This window comes from Streptomyces sp. AgN23, from assembly GCF_001598115.1.
Taxonomy (GTDB): domain Bacteria; phylum Actinomycetota; class Actinomycetes; order Streptomycetales; family Streptomycetaceae; genus Streptomyces; species Streptomyces antimycoticus.
Window position 1 is genome coordinate 6,518,615 of sequence record NZ_CP007153.1, and the last position, 20,145, is coordinate 6,538,759.

Annotated in this window: 18 protein-coding genes and 1 pseudogene; 7 read left to right on the forward strand and 12 right to left on the reverse strand. The window is 70.9% G+C overall.

All coding sequences use genetic code 11. The annotated features are described in order from the left end of the window. Positions 1-39 precede the first annotated feature (39 nt). Together AS97_RS28420 and AS97_RS28425 are read right to left on the reverse strand one after the other, a co-directional pair. Positions 40-1,341 (reverse strand): replication initiator, encoded by a 1,302-nt coding sequence (locus AS97_RS28420; protein ID WP_349017642.1) that lies wholly within the window; start codon positions 1,339-1,341, stop codon positions 40-42. An 875-nt stretch (positions 1,342-2,216) separates the two neighbouring features. After that, complete coding sequence (locus AS97_RS28425) at positions 2,217-2,501, reverse strand: hypothetical protein (RefSeq protein ID WP_059147873.1); 285 nt, start codon at positions 2,499-2,501, stop codon at positions 2,217-2,219. Positions 2,502-2,737: 236 nt separating this feature from the next. Here AS97_RS28425 and AS97_RS28430 point away from each other — a divergent pair, with 236 nt between their 5' ends. After that, positions 2,738-4,087, forward strand: a complete 1,350-nt coding sequence (locus tag AS97_RS28430) for a hypothetical protein (protein ID WP_059147874.1) — start codon at positions 2,738-2,740, stop codon at positions 4,085-4,087. A gap of 75 nt (positions 4,088-4,162) precedes the next feature. On the opposite strand, the gene AS97_RS28435 is transcribed toward AS97_RS28430, so the two are convergent. The 3 genes from AS97_RS28435 to AS97_RS28445 form a co-directional block, all read right to left on the reverse strand. Next, positions 4,163-4,579: a hypothetical protein gene (locus AS97_RS28435; RefSeq protein WP_079059772.1), complete on the reverse strand. Its 417-nt coding sequence runs from the start codon at positions 4,577-4,579 to the stop codon at positions 4,163-4,165. A 180-nt stretch (positions 4,580-4,759) separates the two neighbouring features. Then, positions 4,760-5,419, reverse strand: coding sequence for a peptide-methionine (S)-S-oxide reductase MsrA (gene msrA / locus AS97_RS28440; protein ID WP_210565890.1), 660 nt, complete (start codon positions 5,417-5,419; stop codon positions 4,760-4,762). A gap of 194 nt (positions 5,420-5,613) precedes the next feature. Continuing rightward, entirely contained in the window at positions 5,614-6,711 is a 1,098-nt protein-coding gene (locus tag AS97_RS28445) for a hypothetical protein (protein ID WP_086707093.1), read from the reverse strand. A gap of 137 nt (positions 6,712-6,848) precedes the next feature. Between AS97_RS28445 and AS97_RS28450 the strand changes: the two genes are divergently transcribed. Next, positions 6,849-8,012 carry a cystathionine gamma-synthase gene (locus AS97_RS28450; protein ID WP_059147877.1) on the forward strand — a complete coding sequence of 388 codons (1,164 nt, stop codon included), beginning with the start codon at positions 6,849-6,851 and terminating at the stop codon, positions 8,010-8,012. A gap of 121 nt (positions 8,013-8,133) precedes the next feature. On the opposite strand, the gene AS97_RS28455 is transcribed toward AS97_RS28450, so the two are convergent. The 3 genes and pseudogenes from AS97_RS28455 to AS97_RS28465 form a co-directional block, all read right to left on the reverse strand. After that, positions 8,134-8,388 carry a hypothetical protein gene (locus AS97_RS28455; RefSeq protein ID WP_059147878.1) on the reverse strand — a complete coding sequence of 85 codons (255 nt, stop codon included), beginning with the start codon at positions 8,386-8,388 and terminating at the stop codon, positions 8,134-8,136. Between the two features lie 215 nt (positions 8,389-8,603). After that, positions 8,604-9,047: pseudogene (locus AS97_RS28460) on the reverse strand (sigma factor-like helix-turn-helix DNA-binding protein); the annotation flags it as partial. Positions 9,048-9,146: 99 nt separating this feature from the next. Further along, entirely contained in the window at positions 9,147-9,647 is a 501-nt protein-coding gene (locus AS97_RS28465) for a MarR family transcriptional regulator (RefSeq protein WP_185930012.1), read from the reverse strand. A 228-nt stretch (positions 9,648-9,875) separates the two neighbouring features. On the opposite strand from AS97_RS28465, the gene ilvA reads away from it, so the two are divergent. From ilvA to AS97_RS28480, 3 genes are all read left to right on the forward strand, one after another. Next, on the forward strand, positions 9,876-11,318 hold the full coding sequence (gene ilvA, locus AS97_RS28470) for a threonine ammonia-lyase (protein ID WP_247204519.1): 1,443 nt from the start codon (positions 9,876-9,878) through the stop codon (positions 11,316-11,318). Between the two features lie 395 nt (positions 11,319-11,713). Further along, the gene (locus AS97_RS28475; protein ID WP_059147879.1) at positions 11,714-12,700 is read left to right on the forward strand and encodes an ATP-binding cassette domain-containing protein; all 987 of its coding nucleotides are present in this window, start codon (positions 11,714-11,716) and stop codon (positions 12,698-12,700) included. Further along, entirely contained in the window at positions 12,700-13,563 is an 864-nt protein-coding gene (locus tag AS97_RS28480) for an ABC transporter permease (RefSeq protein ID WP_059147880.1), read from the forward strand. The genes AS97_RS28475 and AS97_RS28480 overlap by 1 nt, the downstream gene beginning before the upstream one ends. 71 nt (positions 13,564-13,634) lie before the next feature. On the opposite strand, the gene greA is transcribed toward AS97_RS28480, so the two are convergent. Both greA and AS97_RS28490 read right to left on the reverse strand, forming a co-directional pair. Beyond that, positions 13,635-14,132 (reverse strand): transcription elongation factor GreA, encoded by a 498-nt coding sequence (gene greA / locus AS97_RS28485; RefSeq protein WP_014054533.1) that lies wholly within the window; start codon positions 14,130-14,132, stop codon positions 13,635-13,637. Positions 14,133-14,319: 187 nt separating this feature from the next. Then, positions 14,320-14,724: a DUF4307 domain-containing protein gene (locus AS97_RS28490; RefSeq protein WP_059147881.1), complete on the reverse strand. Its 405-nt coding sequence runs from the start codon at positions 14,722-14,724 to the stop codon at positions 14,320-14,322. Positions 14,725-14,821: 97 nt separating this feature from the next. On the opposite strand from AS97_RS28490, the gene mca reads away from it, so the two are divergent. Both mca and AS97_RS28500 read left to right on the forward strand, forming a co-directional pair. Then, positions 14,822-15,694 (forward strand): mycothiol conjugate amidase Mca, encoded by an 873-nt coding sequence (gene mca / locus AS97_RS28495; RefSeq protein ID WP_079059770.1) that lies wholly within the window; start codon positions 14,822-14,824, stop codon positions 15,692-15,694. A 7-nt stretch (positions 15,695-15,701) separates the two neighbouring features. Beyond that, on the forward strand, positions 15,702-15,950 hold the full coding sequence (locus AS97_RS28500) for a hypothetical protein (RefSeq protein WP_059147898.1): 249 nt from the start codon (positions 15,702-15,704) through the stop codon (positions 15,948-15,950). A gap of 177 nt (positions 15,951-16,127) precedes the next feature. On the opposite strand, the gene AS97_RS28505 is transcribed toward AS97_RS28500, so the two are convergent. Continuing rightward, entirely contained in the window at positions 16,128-19,412 is a 3,285-nt protein-coding gene (locus AS97_RS28505; protein WP_079059771.1) for a tetratricopeptide repeat protein, read from the reverse strand. A gap of 128 nt (positions 19,413-19,540) precedes the next feature. Beyond that, a complete protein-coding gene (locus AS97_RS28510) occupies positions 19,541-19,936 on the reverse strand; it encodes a hypothetical protein (protein WP_210565891.1) in 396 nt (131 codons plus the stop codon). Between the last annotated feature and the right edge of the window lie 209 nt (positions 19,937-20,145).

Here is a 20,145-nt window from a genome sequence, read left to right on the forward strand (position 1 = left end):
GATATGGGTCATGTGTCGCACCCCTGCTGCCCATGGAGGCTATGCGCTATTTCCTCGGTTGCTATTTCTCGGTTCCGGGCGAGGTCTTCGGCGATTCCAGCGGCGATGAGGGCGGCGCCGGGGGTGTGGCCGGGAACCGACGTAGAGCCAAGCTGCTTCCGTGACCGTGTGTTCCTTGGCTGTCTCGGCAACGGTGCGCTGATGCTCGGCCCGTTCGGCGCGTAGTGCGGCGTAGGTGGTGGAGTAGCGCCGGGACTTGGTGAGGATGTGTCCCTGGTAGCCGAGTGTGTGAGCCCACGCGCGCAGCCGCAGGTCTTCCAGTTCCGGCAGGCTGCCCAGGCGCCAGCAGGTGCCCATCAGAGCCCGTACATGGCCGGACACCCGAGCCGTACGGATGTCCTCCGGACCGCTCACCTGGTGGTCGAGTCCGGCAGCGGTGTCGGCGGCGCCTTTGGTGACGTACTTGGCCACGTAGGCTGCCACCGCGTCATCGGACACCCCGGCGCCGTCACCGAACGAGCGGATCGGCCGGACGTCGAGTTGTGCACCCCAGCCGAGGGCTTCCGCCCCGTAGGCGGCCGACTCGGGGACCCGGACGGTCACGGAAGCGGCAACGGCGCGTACGGCGTCGGCGAGCAACTCCGCAGTGGCCCAAGAGGGCGGGGCCGCGCCGGGACCGGAGGGGCCGTCCAGGCGCACCACGGCATGGAAGTGGATGGCTGCGCGCTGTTGGTACTCGGCGACCTTCGCGAACGACACCATCAGGTGAGCACCTAGCCGGGACCGGGGGATGCCAGCCGCTGAGGCGAGGTGGCGACGTACGGCGGTGGTGAAGCGGTCCCACAGCCGCCCGGCGTGCGCGTGCCATAGGACGTGACCGGGGTAGTCGTAGCAGGCCGGACAGACCGGCTGGCCTGTTAGCGGATCGCCTTCGCTGTGGGTGAGAGAACAGCTCAGCGGTGTTCCGTGTGCGCACCGTGGGCGGTCCCGCCGGGGTCGGCAAGGGGAGTCGTCGTCGGCGATGCGGTGCACAGGGCCGAAACCGGGGGCGGTCAGGGTGACGAACAGCCGGGGCCGATCGCGCACCGCCTCGGGCACGGTCTTGCCGCCGGTCAGGCCGGAGCGTACGAGGTGGAAGGTGTCTCCGGCGTGCAGTCGTGAGCAGGGAGCGCAGATGGTGGCACGCCGGTTACGGCACCGTACGGCCAGCCGTTCGCTGGGTTCGTCGGCGGTGGAGTAGGCGGAGAGCACTTCGCCCGTGTGGGCGTCACGGGTGATTGTTGAGCCGGACAGGTAGATCGGGTGGGCGCAGCCGCCGATGGCTTGATCTGTTCCAGCCAGCGGGTGAAGCCCGGATCTTGGGCGAGGCGGACGGTGTCCCTGTCAGCTTCGGAGAGCAGACGCAGACGCCTTTCGCGCACCAGCTCGGCCGAGCGGTCAGCACAGGCGGTCGACAGGGATCGGGTGAAGTGGACGCGCGAAGCGTCGGACAAGTGTCACCTTCCAGGGGAGCGAGAGCAATCGGACCGGAGGACCGCCGCGCAGGCGTGTCGCTCCTGGCTGTTCCTGACGGCACGTCAGGTTTACTTCGATCGCTTTGGCTGACCTCGTCAGCCGATGCTCCTCTGGGCTGTTGGTTGACCCTCGTTGGGCCGTCACTGGTGCCTATATATTCCCAGGCGTCCGCACCCATGGGCCAGCGAATATTCGCCTCTCAGCCCTGCTGGCCTGACCGGCCCAGGCCCCGGAAGGCGGTGCAGTGCGCACGGTCAGCCGACCGCCCCGGCGCCCTTCATACCGCAGCGCCCGATGACCGAATGGATGTGGCGGAAACCGTCTTCACTTACTCAAGGGCGCGCCTGCGGCGCGCCGGGCGGTCTGGCCGCCCCGGCGGGCTGCGGCCTGGCGGCCGGTCCCGCCGGGCACCCACCGCCCGTATTGCAAGCGCACCTTGAGGAGTGCGGACACGCGCATCCGCTTGTCGGGGCTGGTGCGTTGTGGCTGGTGGCCGACGGCCTCCGAGGCTTTAGACAGCCACCACGGGGCGAGCCTCGAAGAACAGGGGGCCAATCGGTCGCAAACGCGGGCAGGATCACAGACCCGCCCGATTCGCCGGGCCAGCGTAAGGCCCCCTGTTCTCTCGCCCCGTGGCAGCTCCCGTCCAAAGCCTCTACGGCCGGCGGCGTGCCTACGGCGCACCGACCGGGCGCCGCGCCTCACTCCTCGGGTTCGGGCAGCCGCTTGCCTCTGCTCTCGGCCACCCGCAGGGCATCGCGCAGCGCCTCGCAGAGACGGTTTCCAAGGAACCGTAATTCCCCGGCGCTCACCTTTTTTTCGTTCAGCATCTCCCGTCCGATAGCGAGGAGTTCCGTTCCTGTGCGTAGCTGTACGTCCTCCATCTCGTCCGCAACCTGCGAGACGTAACCGTGGTGATCGGTGACGAGATAGCACGGCTTGCCACTCGGATCGGACCAGGGGAGAAGTCGGGGTCGTGCGCTCATCGGTTCACCACCTCTGGCCCGGTACAGCGATGTGCGAACAACCACGACTGTTCGACCCGACCGGCGATACGCTCTCTCATGTTGGCGCTCCTCGCAGCGTTGACCACGCCCCCGGACCGTTCGCCCGGTCGCGGGGGTACACCTAGGCAACCCCTGTGGCACTTCAGCGGGTAGCGCCTGTAGGGGTGTTGAAAGGTGTTGGTTCCGCATTCGTTCATGACCGAAGGCCGTGAATCATGAAAACGCCGAACGAAAAGCTGTCCGATTGGCTGGACCGATCCGGAATGAGCCAAGGCGAGTTAGCCCGACGAACAAGAGTTCAAGCCAAGCAATGGGGACAGCCACATATTGCCCCGGATGCCACGAGCGTTCGACGCTGGCTGACCGGGGAACAACCCCGACCCCCGGTACCCGACATCCTGGCGGATGTGTTCTCAGCGGCCATGGGCTACCGAGTCACGACCTACGATCTGGGGCTCGGCGACAGCGCGACGGCGGACAGAGGGCTTGTGTACAGCCCTTCCTTCCTGGCTACCGTGGAAGCCGTTGCCGACTTGGGGAGGGCCGACGTGGACCGTCGTAAGTTCTTGGCCTCAGCACCGTTCGCCGCCGTGGCGGGTATCGGACCAAGCCGGGACTGGCTGTTGAGCACGCTCGATCAGCAGCCCAAGCCCGGACCCCGGGTGAGGCTGGAGGACGTCAGCGCCGTTCGGAACATGTTCGGCGTCTTCCAGCAGATGGACATCTTCCAGGGTGGCGGTTCGGGACGCCTCACCTTGGCCGCGTACATGAACGCCCATGTGTTCCCGCTGCTCCGTCGCACCCACACCGAGCGGGTTCGGCGTGCTCTCTGCGAGGCCGCCGCTGAGCAGACGTATCTGCTGGGTTGGATGGCGTACGACAACGGGGAGCACGGGGCGGCGCAGCGCTACCTGATCCAGTCGCTCCGTCTTGCCGAGGAGTCACGCAACCCGGCCCTCGGCGCGCATGTGCTGGCCGGGATGGCGGATCAGGCCACGCTTCTCGGGCATCCCGAGGAGGGCCGAAGGCTCGCCCAGTCGGGCCGCGCGGGACTCACCAAGTCGGCATCCCCTGCATGCCTGGCCGATCTCTGGGCGCTTGAGGCTCGCGCTTGCGCCAAGCTCGGTGACAAGCGTGCGGCAGTCTCGGCGGTCGCGAAGTCGGAGACCTCGTACGAGAGCGTGCGCCCCGAAGAGGAACAGGAGTGGGCCGCGTTCATCGACCCGGCGTACTTGCACGGGGAGCACGCCAACACCTTCCGTGATCTTGGCGAGCCGAAGAACGCCAAAGAACACGCCCGCAGGTCAATCGACCACGCCCGCAAGCAGAAGCGCGCCCGCCGGGGCGCCATGTCCCATGCGGCGCTGGCTGCCTCGCATCTCCAGGGCAAGGACCTGGAAGCGGCGCACGCTGCGGGAGTACGGACGATCTCTCTCACACAGCAGGTCAAGTCGTCGCGAGCGGTCGAGGCAGTCCAGGACTTGCAGAAGCGCATGAAACCGTTCGGCAGGCACCGCCTGGTCGCGGACTTCAACGAGCGAGCGCGCGACCTGGTCGCCGCCTAAGGCCGACGTGCGAGTAGCCGGACGCCCCACATCATCCGTGGCCAGGGGCGTCCGGCGCGGGCTTGTGCGTATTGATCAGTGCACGACGACACCGGGGACAAGGGCGACAAGGCCCGATACGAAGCTGCCTATCCCTGCCAGGGTGACGATGGTGGCCTTTCCATCGGAGAACAGACCCGCGCAGAAGTGACGGACCTGACGACGGAGGATGAGCATTTTCAGCTTCTGCCAGCGGTGCTGACGGATGTGACATCCGAGAAGGATCCCAGACGCGTTGTTCCGGCAACCGTCGTCACGGCCGCGTACCGGAGCGCCGCATGTCACGGGCGCCTGGAAGAGGCACCATGCGACTGTGATCGCCGAGAGCGCGATCACTACGGCTGGTCCGGCAGAGGAGTTGATCCACGCCGCGATGAGAAGCAGACCTGCCAGAACTCCCCACCACTGGCCTAGCCCACCCAGCGTCTTGCTTCGTGCCCCCGAAGTCGCCATGCAGTGCATGTTGCGACGCATGGGTCACTGTCATGCACGCCGAGTGCCCATTGGCCGGAACACTGCGGAAGTAGGCCAGTTCACCAGTCAGGCACTGCCGCGCGTTACGGGAGGCGCTGCTGACGCACGATCTTGGGCCGTTGCGCGAACAGGCCGACACAGCCGCCCCCACCAGGTGGACTAGCCGTCCGCCGGGGCCACGCCGATGGGGCAAGCGACGCCCGTCCCACCGATCCCGCAGTACCCGTTAATGTTGCGGTCAAGATACTGCTGGTGGTGTGCCTCGGCCGGGTAGAAGGGGCCCGCCGGGAGGATTTCGGTGGTGATCTCGCCGTAGCCGGAGCCCGTCAGGACGGACTGGTAGGAGGCGCGGGAGGACTCGGCCTCGGACTGCTGCTCGGGGGAGTGGGCGTAGATCGCCGAGCGGTACTGGGTGCCGACGTCGTTGCCCTGGCGGAAGCCCTGGGTGGGGTCGTGGGACTCCCAGAAGAGCTTCAGGAGGGCGGCGTAGGAGGTGACGGTCGGGTCGAACACGACGCGGACGGCCTCGGTGTGGCCGGTGAGGCCGCTGCAGACCTCCTCGTACGTGGGGTTCTCGGTGTGGCCGCCCTGGTAGCCGACGAGGGTGGTCCAGACGCCCGGGGCCTGCCAGAACTTCCGCTCCGCGCCCCAGAAGCAGCCCAGGCCGAAGTCGGCGACGACCAGGCCCTCGGGGTACGGGCCGACCAGCGGGTTGCCGAGGACCGTGTGGCGGTCGGGGACGGCGAAGCCCGGTTCGGCGCGGCCCTTCAGCGCCTCCTCGGGGGTGGGGAGGTGGTTCTTCTGGCGGCTGAACAACATCACTGGACTCCCATGCGGATCCGGCTGGCGGGTGTGGTCCCTCGGGCGGGTGCGCTACGCGTTACCTGGGCGGGTGCGGTCGCTGCGCTGGTGCGGGTCTTACGGCGCGGGGTGTTTCCCTGCGCCGTGTGGTTGTTACAACGGGCTTCGGGGTGTCTGAATTCCGCCGCCCGTCCCCTCACCGCGGCAGCCTCTCACCGCGGCAGCGTCGCCGGGGAGCCGCCCTCGCCCTCCCAGCCCGCGACCGCGAGCGCCCGGTAGACCGTGTACTCGGCCGCCGGATCCGCCCCGTACGACCACGGGACCGCACCCACATGGCCGTCCACGTGGCGCAGCTGCTCCAGGGCCTCCGCGTACCGCTCCGCCCGGACCAGGAAGAAGACCAGCAGATGGCGGACGTGCGGCAGCACCGGGTGGTCGGCGGGGGCCTGGCGGACGGCGAAGAGCGCGCCCTCGATGGCCTTCACGATCACCTCGCTCCGGTAGAGCGTGCGCACCAGGTTGGCCTCCGGCAGGTGCTCGAAGACGCCGAAGAGGGGGAGGGCGGGGAGGAGGCTCTTCTCGGGGGCCGAGGCGGCGGCCGCGTGGGTGAAGGCGTCGGCGCGGTCCTGGGAGCCGTGCCACTTCTCGCACCAGTAGTGGAGGGCGGCGAGGTGGGCTCCCATGTGGTGCGGGGCGAGCTTGGTGACCTTGGACCACAGCTCCTCGAAGTCGGCCTGCCGGTAGGCCATACCGCGGGCGACGCCGAGCTCGATGATGTGCGGCACCGGGTCGTCCGGGGCCAGCCGGGCCGCCTCGTGGCAGACGTCCCGGGCCTCCTCCAGGATCATCCGGAAATCGACCGAGGACGGGTCGAGCAGCGCCTGGCGGACCAGGAACTCCGCCTGCACCGCCGCCGCGCCCGGGTCCTCGGGGGCCGCCACCCGCCAGGTGCGCAGCCACATCCCGCCCTGGCCGGGGGCCTGGGCGAGTTCGAAGGCCGCCGCCCCGGCCAGCGTCTGCACCCGCTGCCAGCGCAGCTCCGAGGTGGCGTCGGTGAGTGCGAGCAGGCGGGCGGCCGGCTGCCAGTCCTGCCGGGCCTGGACCTCCTCCAGGGTGTCGATCAGCTGCCGGTCCGGGCCGGGCAGCCGTACGTCCAGCCGCTCGCGCGGTACGAAGCCGTACTCCTGCGGATCAGAGGCGCGCATCGCGCCCTGCATGGCCTCGCGGCCCCCGCGCCGCCGTCGCAGGGCCGACATGACGATCAGCCCGCCGATCATGACGATGGCGATGAGGAAGATCAGAAGCTCCATGAGGTGTCCCCGTGTGAAGTTCCGTAACGGCTGGTGGCGCAGAACGGCTGGTGGCCCAGAACGGCCTGTGGTCCAGCCTATGCGCCTCGGCGGTCGTTGAATCCAGCACGGGCGCGTCGGGCGTTACGCTCGGGCCCATGAGCCACCAGCACCCCGAGGGGCACCCTCAGAGTTTCGAGACGCTCGCCATCCACGCGGGCCAGGAGGCCGACTCGCTCACCGGCGCCGTCGTTCCCCCGATCTACCAGGTCTCCACCTATAAGCAGGACGGGGTGGGCGGTCTGCGGGGCGGCTACGAGTACAGCCGTTCCGCCAACCCCACCCGCACCGCGCTGGAGGAGAACCTGGCGGCGCTGGAGGGTGGCCGCCGCGGCCTCGCCTTCGCGTCCGGTCTTGCCGCCGAGGACTGCCTGCTGCGCACGCTTCTGGTGCCGGGCGACCATGTCGTCATCCCGGACGACGCGTACGGCGGCACGTTCCGCCTGTTCGCCAAGGTCGTGGAGCGCTGGGGGGTGGAGTGGTCGGTCGCCGACACCTCCGACCCGGCGGCCGTACGGGCCGCGCTCCGCCCCCGTACGAAGGTGATCTGGGTCGAGACCCCGAGCAACCCGCTGCTCGGCATCACCGACATCGCCGCCGTGGCCGACATCGCCCGGACCGCGGGGGCCCGGCTGGTGGTGGACAACACCTTCGCCAGCCCCTACCTCCAGCAGCCGCTCGCGCTCGGCGCGGATGTCGTGGTGCACTCCACCACCAAGTACATGGGCGGGCACTCGGACGTCGTCGGCGGTGCGCTGGTCGTCTCCGACACCGGCCTCGGGGACGAACTCGCCTTCCACCAGAACGCGATGGGCGCCATCGCCGGGCCCTTCGACGCCTGGCTGGTGATGCGCGGCATCAAGACCCTCGCCGTCCGCATGGACCGGCACAGCGCCAACGCCACGCGGATCGCGGAGATGCTCACCGCGCACCCCAAGGTGACCCGGGTCTACTACCCGGGGCTGCCGGAGCACGCGGGCCACGAGATCGCGGCCAAGCAGATGCGGGCCTTCGGCGGCATGGTGTCGTTCCAGGTCGCGGGCGGCGAGGAGGCGGCGGTCGAAGTGTGCGACCGGGCGCGGCTGTTCACGCTCGGGGAGTCCCTCGGCGGCGTCGAGTCGCTGATCGAACACCCGGGGCGGATGACGCACGCCTCGGCGGCGGGCTCGGCGCTCGAGGTGCCGGCCGATCTCGTACGGCTGTCGGTGGGCATCGAGTCGGTCGACGATCTGCTCATGGACCTGAGCCAGGCGCTGGGCTGACGGCTGGGGCGGGGGCTGCCCGGACGACGGACGACGGACGCCTGCCGCCTGACCGCGTGGGCTGCGGATCTTTGAGGGCGGTCACCGTGCTCCTCCGGCGGTCACCGTGCTCCTCCGGCGGTCACCATCCTTCGAGGGGTGGGGTGGTGTCGGTGGGCGGCGGCGCGGTCCATGGTTCGACGATCGCCGCCCAGACGGCGAAGGCGACGACCGCGGCGAACAGCAGCAGCCAGCCGATGGTGCGTACGAACTGGTGGCGGCGGAGCATCCGCTGCCCCCGTTCGGTCGCCCGGCCCGCCAGATCCGGCGGCAGCACCGGATGCGGGCCCTCCAGCATCCGGCGGACCTCGGTCTCCTTGCGGTCCGGAAAGCTCATGGCGCCACCCCGGTCCCAGCTTCGGCCCCGGTTCCAGCTTCGGCCCCGGTTCCAGCTTCGGCTCCGGCCCCGGTTCCAGCTTCGGCTCCGGTCCCAGCCCCGGCTCCGGCCGCGCCGGTGGCCGTCCGGCGTCCTGCGGCCGGGAGTGTTCCGGTGGGCGGGGGCTGTCCCGCGGACGCCGGCTTTCCGGTGGACGGAGGCGTTCCGTACGCGCTACGCCGCGGCGCCGCGCTGCGCATCGCCGTCACCGCGCGGGTACAGATCGCCCGGACCCGCTCGACCGGGAGGCCGAGCGCCGCCGCCGTCTGCTCCTCCGCGACCCCCTCGTACAGCCGCAGCACCAGCACCAGCCGCTCCTGCGGGGTGAGCCGGGCCAGGAGGCCGCCGCGCGGGTGGCGGTAGCGGTGGCCTCGGTGGGCGAAGAGGGCGGCCAGCGTCCGGCGGGTGTGGTCGTACGGATCCTCGCCGCGCAGCCGGTCCCAGCGGGCGTACGTGCGCGCGAGCGCGGCGGTCAGCAGGCGCTCGGCGGCTTCGGTGTCCCCCGTCGGCTCCCCCGTGAGCAGCGCGGCCGCATGCAGCAAGCGGCCACCCGCGCCCGCGACGAATACCTCGAACTCCCGGGCCCGGCGGCCATCCCGTGCTGCCCGCCGCTCTCGCACCACGTCCTCCGCCTCCCGTTCCTTTAGGACACGGCAGGCAGGGGCACCCGGTCAAGAGGTCTGCCAAGAGGTCTGCGCGGTCTGCGCGGTCGCGCCGGGTCAGGTGGCGGGCGTCGCCTGGGGCACCGTGCCGTGCGCGGCGGAGAGGGCGCTGTTGAACCGGGTCAGCAGATCGCAGAAGAGATCGCGCTCCTCCGCCGTCCAGTCGTCGGTCACGCGGGCCATCAGGTCGCGCCGTGAGGAGCGCACTTCCTCCAGGCGGGCCTTGCCGCGTGGGGAGAGTTGCAGCACGACCGCGCGGCCGTCCTCGGGGTGCGAGGTGCGCTTGACCATGCCGGAGTCGACCAGCGGGGCGACCTGGCGGGTCACGGTGGACGAGTCGATGCCCATGCTCCCCGCGAGCGCCTTGACCCCCATCGGGCCTTCCTGGTCGAGCCGGTTGAGCAGCAGATACGCGGCTCGGTCCATGGAGTTGCGGGCCTGGCCGACGCCGCCGAGCCGGGTCTGTTCCGCACGGCGGGCGAAGACGGCGACCTGATGCTGGAGCGTGTCCAGTACGCCGGTGTCGAGTTGAGTCGTCATGTCCGATTGGGTGGGCATGGCCTAGGGCTCACTTCATGCGGTGGTCTGTGGGATGTGGCACAGAGTACGCGGCCGGGGCCCTGCCCGTACGGGGGCTGCAGAAACCTGACGACCTCCGAGCCACAACCTGCCGTTCTGAGCCGTTCTCCGTCGCCGTGGCCCGCCGGTGGGCCTTGGCCCGGCGCCCGGCCGGCACCGGCCCGGGGCGCGGGGGCCCGCCGGGGGTGAGCTGCGAGACTGGGGACCATGGCTGCACGACACGGCGACGAGGACGGGCCCGGCTCCGGGGCCGGCCCGGCCTCGCACCCCACCTCCTCCGCTTCTGCTTCCGCCTCCACTGGTTCCGCGGGGTCTGGCCTCGCTTCCGACCCCGCTTCCCGCTCCGGGCGGTCCGCCTCCGCTTCTGGCCCCGAGGGGTCCGGGTCCGCGGGCTCCGCCCCCGGGGGCTCTGCCGCCGCTTCCGCCTCCGGGGAGCCCGAGACGATCAAGACGATCACGCTCGACGACATCCGCGGGGCGCAGAAGACGCTGTCGGGGATCTCCCGGCTCACCGCGCTGGAGGGCAGCCGCTATCTGTCCGGTCTGGTCGGCTCGCCGGTCCACCTCAAATGCGAGAACCTGCAGCGCACCGGGTCGTTCAAGTTGCGCGGCGGCTATGTGCGGATCTCCGGGCTCAGCCCTGAGGAGCGGGCGGCCGGGGTGGTCGCGGCGAGCGCCGGGAACCATGCGCAGGGCGTCGCCCTCGCGGCCTCGCTGCTGGGGGTGCGCTCGACGGTCTTCATGCCCGAGGGCGCCCCGCTGCCGAAGATCGCGGCCACCCGGGACTACGGCGCCGAGGTGCGGCTGCGCGGCCAGATCGTGGACGAGACGATGCGGGCGGCGCAGGAGTACGCCGAGCGCACGGGCGCGGTCTTCATCCACCCGTTCGACCACCCGGACATCATCGCGGGGCAGGGCACGGTGGGGCTGGAGATCCTGGAGCAGTGCCCCGAGGTGCGCACCGTGGTGGTGGGCATCGGCGGGGGCGGGCTGGCGGCCGGGATCGCGGTGGCGGTGAAGGCCCTGCGGCCGGATGTGCGGGTGGTGGGGGTGCAGGCGGAGGGCGCCGCGGCGTATCCGCCGTCGCTGGCGGCCGGGCGGCCGGTCTCGATCGAGGCGCCCGTGACGATGGCGGACGGCATCAAGGTGGGGCGGCCGGGCGATGTGCCGTTCCAGATCATCGACGATCTCGTCGACGAGGTCCGTACGGTCACCGAGGACGAGCTGTCCAGTGCACTGCTGCTCTGCCTGGAGCGGGCGAAGCTGGTGGTGGAGCCGGCGGGCGCGAGCCCGGTGGCTGCGCTGCTGTCGGCGCCGGAGTCGTTCGAGGGGCCGGTGGTCGCGGTGCTCTCGGGCGGCAATGTCGATCCGCTGCTGATGCAGCGCATCCTGCGGCACGGCATGGCCGCGGCGGGACGCTATCTGTCGCTGCGGCTGCGGCTCACGGACCGGCCGGGGGCGCTGGCCACGCTGCTCGGGGTGCTGTCGACGCTGGACGCCAATGTGCTCGATGTCAGCCATGTACGCACCAATCCGCGGCTCGGGCTGAGCGAGGCCGAGGTGGAGCTGCACCTGGAGACGAAGGGGACCGACCACTGCGAGGAGGTCCGGGAGGCGCTGCGCGGGGCCGGCTACACGGTGATGGCCTGACGACGGGAGACGGCCCGCCCCCGCGGCTCCCGCCGCTGCCGCGGCTCCCGCCGCTGCCGCGGCTCCCGCGGCTCCCGCCGCTGCCGCGGCTCCCGCGGCTCCCGCCGCTGCCGCGGCTCCCGCGGCTCCCGCCGCTGCCGCGGCTCCCGCCGCTGCCGCGGCTCCCGCGGCTCCCGCGGCTCCCGCGGCTCCTGCGGCTCCCGCGGTGGGGCTGATGCCCTGGCTCTGCCCGGGGGCCGCCGTCGCCCCCGGGCTTAACTATCTTCGCCTCGCGTATGTCGCGATGTATCGCGTTCCCGGTACCATTGCCGTCCAGTTGCTGCCGAGCGCTGCCCATATGGGCGGACTTATGCCTTGATTGAGTGTGGAACGGCCCCAACCCCGGGAGTGCCAACATGCCAGGCGCTATTCACGCCGAGGGTCTGGTGAAGACCTTCGGCGACGTAAGGGCTCTGGACGGCGTCGACCTCGACGTACCGGAAGGAACCGTGCTCGGATTGCTCGGCCCCAATGGCGCCGGCAAGACCACCGCGGTGCGCGTGCTCACCACGCTGCTGCGCCCGGACAGCGGAACGGCGGTGGTCGCGGGGGTGGACGTGCTGAAGAACCCCGACGAGGTCCGCCGCTCCATCGGGCTGTCCGGCCAGTTCGCCGCCGTGGACGAGTATTTGACCGGCCGCGAGAACCTCCAGATGGTCGGCCAGCTCTACCAGATGGGAGCGCGGGTGGCCAAGGCCCGCGCGAGTGAGCTGCTGGAGCGGTTCAGCCTCGCCGAGGCGGCCGACCGCACCGCCAAGACGTACTCCGGCGGGATGCGCCGGAGGCTGGACCTCGCCGCGGCCCTGGTGGTCAGCCCGCCCGTGATGTTCATGGACGAGCCGACCACCGGTCTGGACCCGCGCAACCGGCAGGCGCTGTGGGAGGTCATCCAGGAGCTGGTGGCCGGTGGCACGACGCTGCTGCTGACCACGCAGTATCTGGAGGAGGCGGACCATCTGGCGCATGACATCTGCGTGATCGACCGCGGCCGGGTCATCGCCCGCGGCACCTCCGACCAGCTCAAGGCCCATACGGGCGGGGAGCGGGTGGAGGTCGTGGTGCACGAGCGCGAGCACATCGCGGTCGCCGAGCAGGTCCTGCGGGTCCTGGGCAAGGGCGAGACGACCGTGCAGCAGCACACCCGTCAGGTCACCGTCCCGGTCGTGGGCGGTGCCAAGCTGCTCGCCGAGGTCATCCGCGAACTGGACACCCGCGGTGTGGAGATCGACGACATCGGACTGCGCCGCCCGACCCTGGACGACGTGTTCATCTCCCTCACCGGCCATGGAACCGAGGACGGACTCCAGGGCGGCGGCGAGGCCGAGAGCAAGGGGGTCGAGTGATGGCCGTCGTCGAGGAGACCGGTGCCACCGTCGCGGCGGCCCCCCGGCCGCGCGGCGGTCCGCTGCGGTCCGTCCGGGACTCGCTGGTGGTCGCCAAGCGCAATCTCCTGCGGATGATGCGCATCCCGGAGATGGTGGTGTTCGGCCTGGTGCAGCCGATCATGTTCGTGGTGCTGTTCAGCTATGTCTTCGGTGGCGCGATCATGGTGCCGGGACAGGCCAGCGCGGATGCCACGGTGTATCGCGAGTTCCTGATGGCGGGGATCTTCGCGCAGACCGTGACGTTCGCCACGGCGGGCGCGGGGGCGGGGATCGCCGACGATATGCACAAGGGGCTGATCGACCGCTTCCGCTCACTGCCGATGGCGCGGGGCGCGGTGCTCACCGGCCGTACGCTCGCCGATCTCGTGCAGACGGCGCTGACGCTGGTGGTGCTGGCGATCGTCGCGGTCATCGTGGGCTGGCGGGTCCATGACGGCGTCCTGAAGGCGCTGGGCGCGTTCGCCCTGCTGCTTCTGCTCGGCTACGCCTTCTCGTGGATCGGCGCGCTGATCGGCCTGTCGGTACGGACGCCGGAGGCGGCCACCTCGGGCGGGCTGATCTGGCTCTTCCCGCTGACGTTCATCTCGAACGCCTTCGTGCCGTCCAGCAAGATGCCCGCCGTGCTGGGCCATATCGCCGACTGGAACCCCTTTAGCGCGACGGTGCAGGCGTCCCGGCAGCTGTTCGGCAATCCGGAGGGCGTGGTCTCGGATGCCTGGCCGATGCAGCACCCGGCGCTGGCGTCGATCCTCTGGTCGCTGCTGATCATCGTGCTCTTCCGGACGCTGGCGGTGCGCAAATACCGCTCGGCGACCGCCTGAGCGGCCCCGCTGAGGGGTGTGGCGATCGTGGAGGAGCCCCGGCCGTCCGGCCGGGGCTCCACACCGGGCGCTCAGCCCTGGTACGGCTTGGCCTCCAGGATCCGCACCGAGGCGGTGCGGCCGTTGGGCAGCTCGTATTCCGCGTCCTGGCCGACCTTCTTGCCGTTCACACCCGAGCCCAGCGGGGACTGCGGCGAGTAGGTCTCGATGTTCGCGCTCGCGTACTCACGGGAGGCGAGCAGGAAGGTCAGGGTGTCGTCCGGGTCGCCGTCGAACGCGATGGTGACGACCATGCCGGGGGCGACCACGCCGGTGTCCGCGGGTGCCTCGCCGACCTTCGCCTGCTGCAGGAGCTGCGTCAGCTGACGCACTCGGAGCTCCTGCTTGCCCTGCTCCTCCTTGGCGGCGTGGTAGCCCCCGTTCTCCCGGAGGTCACCTTCCTCCCGGGCAGCCTCGATCTTCTTCGCGATCTCGACACGTGCGGGACCCGACAGGTACTCCAGCTCGGCCTTGAGCTGGTCGTACGCCTCCTGGGTCAGCCAGGTGACGTTCTCGCTGGTCTGGGTCACAGGTGCTCCTCGTCGGTGCTGGGAATACAAATGAACGCCCTACTCAGAAGGGTGCGCCTTCAAAGCGGGGCGAAACCACGAGCCTAACAATTCCGGCAAGAAACGGGGAGGAGGGAACTGGGCGCAATGCGCAGGAAAGCCGTCAGTGCTGGTCAGATCGGGGCAGCCGCCGACACGTGCGGTTCGATTATCGTCCGGGCTCGCAGCCGATCAGCTCGGCGGTGGTCGCCCGGGCCGTGGTGCGCACGGTCACCACCTTGACCAGGTCGCCCTCGCGCTGGTCGAAGGTGAAGTCCTTCCGGCCCACCTCGTCGTGATACTCATCCAGGGTACGCACGGTGCAGACACCGGTTACGTCCTTGTCCTTGGTGATCTCCAGCCGGACGTCGACGGCGTCGTCGGCGACCACCTTGAAACCGGTCAACCGCCCGCTGACGTCCTGACCGGCGATGTAGTCGTATCCGAACCACGCGATCAGGGCCAGCAGCCCGGCACCGAGCACCGCGCCGACGATCTTCAGCGTGCGGTCGGCACGCGCGTCCGCGGACCGGCCGTAACGCCCGTCGGGCAGACCCTCGCGCACGGCGGCCATGTGCGTTCCTCCTGCTGGGAGAGACATCGGAATTATTTGTCCCTGGTTTAGGTCACTATAGAAGCCGTCTCCCACGACGAATCACTGAGGATCGAACTTGACTGAGCAGCTGCGTTTGATGGCCGTGCACGCGCACCCCGATGACGAGTCGAGCAAGGGCGCGGCCACCATGGCCAAGTACGTGTCTGAGGGGGTGGACGTGCTGGTCGCGACCTGCACAGGTGGAGAGCGCGGCTCCATCCTCAACCCCAAGCTCCAGGGCGACCCCTACATCGAGGAGAACATCCACGAGGTCCGGGCCAAGGAGATGGACGAGGCGCGCGAGATCCTCGGCGTCAAGCAGGAGTGGCTGGGCTTTGTGGACTCCGGACTGCCCGAGGGCGATCCGCTGCCGCCGCTGCCCGAGGGCTGCTTCGCCCTGCAGGACGTCGAGGCGGCGGCGGAGCCCCTGGTGAGGCTGATCCGCTCGTTCAAGCCGCAGGTGATTACCACCTATGACGAGAACGGCGGCTATCCGCACCCCGACCACATCATGACCCACAAGATCACGATGGTGGCCTTCGAGGCGGCGGGTGACCCCGAGAAGTACCCGGAGGCGGGGGAGCCCTGGCAGCCGCAGAAGCTCTACTACAACCAGGGCTTCAACCGGGCGCGCACCGTCGCCCTGCATGAGGCGCTGCTGGCCCGCGGGCTGGACTCGCCGTACGAGGAGTGGCTGGAGCGCTGGAAGACCTTCAACCGGCCCGAGCGCACCCTGACCACCTATGTGCCCTGCGCCGACTTCTTCGAGATCCGCGACAAGGCGCTGATCGCGCACCGTACGCAGATCGATCCCGACGGCGGCTGGTTCCGGGTGCCCATGGACGTCCAGCGGGAGGTCTGGCCCACCGAGGAGTACGAACTCGCCAAGTCTCTTGTGGACACCTCCCTCCCCGAGGACGACCTCTTCGCCGGCATCCGCAACAATTGAGCCCATGATGAGCGCCACCAGCACCCTCGCCATGACGCACCTCGTCCCGCTCGCCAAGGACCTGGACGAGAACAAGGTGACACCGGGCGTCCTCGGTTTCATCGTCTTCGCCGTGATCGGCGCGGCGGTGTGGTTCCTGATGAAGTCCATGAACAAGCACATGAAGCGGGTGGACTTCGAGGAGGGGCCGGAGCCCGGCAAGGCACCGGCGACGGCCTCCGCCGAAGCCACCAAGGGCGAGGAGCGCACGGCCTGAACCCTGGCCGGGTCCGACCGCGTGCCCCGCGTGAGCGGGGCCCCACGGCCCGGCCGACGGGATCTCGCGTATCCCGGCCCGGCCGACTCGACGGGATCCCATGTATCCCGGCCCGGCCGACGGGATCCCACGTATCGGCCCCCTCTCCGCGCTCTTCGTGACCAGGCCCTGCCCGGCCTAGCCGCGAGGCTCCGCCAGCACGGCCATGACCTCGCGCGAGTGGCGGCTCGGCACCATGCCGAGCTGCCATGCCTGCCACCCCGTTTCCGGCTCGACGCCGCGCTCCAGCACCAGCGCGAACGCCTCCGCGCACCCCTCCAGCCGGGAATCGCCCGCCGTGCCCTCCTCGCGCATCTCCCGCGCCAGCTCCGCCAGCTCCTCCTGGGCCACCGCCGTGCCGATGACCGAGCCCCCCGCGGAGGCGAACGGCAGCAGGGTGCAGCGCAGGAACCGGGCCCAGGAGCGGCCGCGCCGGTCCCCGTACCCCGCGAACAGCCCGGCCGCCTCGTCCACCAGCTCCAGCGCCTGCGCCGCCTTGCCGTTTCCCGCGTCGATCACCGCCAGCTCGACGCAGGACCATGCCTCGCCATGGGCCACGCCCACCCGCCGGAAGTCATGCCGCGCGTCCTGGAGCAGCTGCCGGGCGAAGCCGCTGTTGCGCAGCGAGCCCGTCTGCGCCGCCCGCAGATCACGGGTGACCCGAGCTGAGTGATGACGGGAGCACGCCAGCCCGTACACATCCCGCATCCGGTTGAACATCAGGCGGGCCCGCTCCAGCTCGCGCAGCGCCGAATCGTGGTCGCCGCGCTCCTCCAGGGCCTGACCCAGGTAGTACAGCGTCCATGCCTCACCGCGCGCGTCCTCGTTCTCCCGGTGGCGGGAGAGGGCCTGGCGCAGCTGGTCGACGGCCGCCGACGCCTCCCCGGCCACCAACCGGGCCCGGGCGAGCTGGGTGAGCGCCCATGCCTCACCGCGCTGGTCATGGGTGCGGCTGTAGGCGTCCAGCGCGCCCCGCAGCTCGTCCTCGGCGCGTGGCACATCGCCCATCCGCAGACATGCCTGGCCGAGCTGGAAATGCGCCCACGCCTGGCCGTGCAGGCTCTCGTTCTCCTGATGCAGCTCCAGGGCCGCGTCCAGCAGCTCCAGCGCCTCGGCCAGGCCGCCGCGGTCACGCTCCACCGCCGCCAGGGCGTGCATCGTCCAGCCCCGGTCACCGCGCAGCTCCTCGGCCTGCTGGAGCTCCAGCGCCTCGCGCAGCTTCGCCGCGGCCTCCCCGAGATTGCCCTGGTGATGCAGGGTGATGCCGAGGCTGCACAGGGCACGGGCCGCGCCCGCCTGGTGCTGGGCCTCGAAATACAGGTCCACCACCGAGGACAGCGTGGTGCGCGCCTGGTCCAGCTCACCGAGCTGGCGGGCCGCGATACCGGTGCGCCACTGCACGGACCGCATCAGCAGCCCCTGGTCCACGGCCTGGGTGAGCTCGCTGATCTCGCCCAGCCGGTAGAGATCGCCGCGCAGCAGGCAGTAGTCGCACAGGGCGCCCAGCAGATGCAGCACCGCGGACTGGTCCACGCCCTCCGCATGGCGCAGCGCGGCGGTGATGAAGCTCGATTCGTCGTCCAGCCAGCGCAGCGCCGCGTCCAGCGAGGTGAAGCCATGGCCGCCCGCGGCGCCCTTGCCGAACATGTCGGCACGGGTGGAGGTCTTGCCGTCGACCAGTCGGATCACCGAGTCGGCCAGCTCGGCATAGCTGCGGATCAGCCGCTCCTGCGCGGCGGTGCGCTGCTCCGGCTGCTCCTCGTCGAGCAGCCGGGCATGGGCGAAGGAGCGCACCAGGTCATGGAGGCGATAGCGGCTGCCGCGCACATGCTGGATCAGCCCGGCCCGGCCGAGCGCCTCCAGATGGCGGCCGGCCTCCTGCTCATCGGTGTCCAGCAGCGCCGCGGCCGCCGCGCCGCCCAGGCTGGCCCGCCCGGCCAGCGCCAGCCGGCGCAGCAGCCGCCGGGCGCCGTCCTGCTGATCGGTGTAGCGCAGCCATAGGGCGCGCTCGATCGCGCCCACCGGGCCGTACGCCTCCAGCTCGGTGACCAGGGCGGCGGGGGTGCGCGGGCCGAGCGAGGAGCCCGCGATCCGCAGCGCCAGCGGCAGCCGCCCGCACAGCTCGGCGATCCGCTCCACGGACTGCCCGTCATAGGGGCCCGCCCCGGTGGGCTCCTCGGCGGAGGTCCGCAGCAGCTCCTCGGCGCCCGGCTCGTCCAGCGGGCCCACCTCCATCCGGTGCACCCGGGCGGCGAGGTCGGCCGGCAGATCGAGCGGAGTGCGCGAGGTGATCAGGACCAGGCTGTCGGACCGCTCCGGGATCAGGGTGCGCACCTGCTCGGCGTCGCGGGCGTCGTCCAGCACGATGGTGACCGGCAGTCCGGTCAGATACTGGTGATACAGCTCGGTGAGCCGTCTGATGTGCTGGTCCTGCGTGGACCGCTCCCGGAAGAGCAGCTGGTCGCGGGGTGCGCCGAGCCGGTTCAGCAGATGCAGCAGCGCGTCGCGGGTGGGCAGCGGGGCCTGCTCGGGGCTGTCGCCGCGCAGGTCGACCAGGCACGCACCGCGGAACTGATCGCGCAGATGGTGGGCCGCCCGCACGGCCAGCATGGTCCGGCCGGATCCCGGCGGACCCTCCAGCAGCACCACCGTGGGCTGGGTCTCGGTGGACACGCGGGCCTGCTGCACCCACTGCGCGATCTGCGTGAGCTGCGCCCGGCGCCCGGCGAACGGGCCCTCCGCCTCGGGGAGATGGGCGAAGGACTGCTCCAGCACGGTGCGCCTGCGGGCCGCCTGGCTGCGGTCCGCACCGCGCAGCCTCGGCGCCTGACCGGCGGCGGAGGCGGAGCGCTTGGCCGAACCGCCGCCCTGGCGGGTGGCGGCCGAGGTCATCCGGTGCTGGTCGATGAACGGCCGGATGCCGCGCACCTCGACCGCCGTGAGCCACTGCAGCCGCAACTGCTCGGGCCCGCCGGGCTGGTTGCGCAGCGCGGCCTGGCGATGGGCGGCGGGCCAATGGCGCGCCGTGAGCTTGACGAAGGCGGCGGCCGAACCGGCCACGGCGGCCGTCACCCCCGCGCCCAGCGCTGTGCCCGCCGAGGTGCCATAGGTGAGATCCGCGCCGAAGGCCGCCGCCGCGGCGACCGTCGCGGCCAGCGCCGGGGTGCCGAGCTGACCGCGCGACAGCCGCGCCGAGAGCGGACTGCTGCCCGCGTCGGATTCGTCCAACGCGCTCACATACGCCCCGTACTCCTCCGCGGCGGTCGCGGCCATCTCATCCAGCGCGCCCCGCGCCCGGCTGAGCAGCACCCCGCCATCGGTGCGCCCGCCCGAGCGGCGCACTTCCTCCTCCACGGCCCGCGACAGCAGCCGCTCAACTTCCGTCCGGTGGCTGTCCCGCAGCACCGCCAGTGACCCCGGCATGTGATCCCCCTCCTGCAGCAGTGCCCTCAGTCTTCCCTTTCTGGCTCTTTTCCGGCAGCCCTGTGGATAACTCCCCTGTGGACAACTCCGCCTGCCCCGCGCGGCGGTGACGCCCGGTCTTCAACTCGCTACGGCCCCCTGACCGGCGGGGCTGAGGGGTCAGCGGTCGCCGTCGGCCCGTCGTTCTCGGACTCCGACGCCGGCTCGGCCGTCGTGCGGCACCTCGACCTGGTCCTGCCAGCCGTCCGCAGCAGCCGGACGTCCAGTCCCGGGTGGCGGGAGGCCAGGGCGCGCACCGCCGGGGTCACCGTGATGCCCGGCATGAAACCGATGGTGAACCTCGGGGTCTCGGCGGCCGCGGCGGTGACCGCGCGGACCATCGCCGTGCTGGCCGCCAGCAGCCGGGGGGCTTCCGCCAGGAGCCGGGCTCCGGCCGCGGTCAGCTCGGTGCCCCGCCGGTCGCGGCGGCCATGGTCCGGATGATCGGCTCGGTGAAGGTGCCGGCAGCCGTCGAGGAACGTCATATACGGGATCAAAGCCCCGCATAACCATCGTCGCGCCGTCGGGCCGTATGCGCCCACTCCGCGCTCCCGGCCCCACCCCCGGCCGCGCTCATAGGATTGCCGCCTTCCGCATCCCCACGCAGGGTGAGCCGCCGAGTCCGCTGCGGTGCACCGCGGATTCGGGGGCCTGTTGGTTACGCGCTGTGGATAACTTCGGTCTGCCTCGCCGG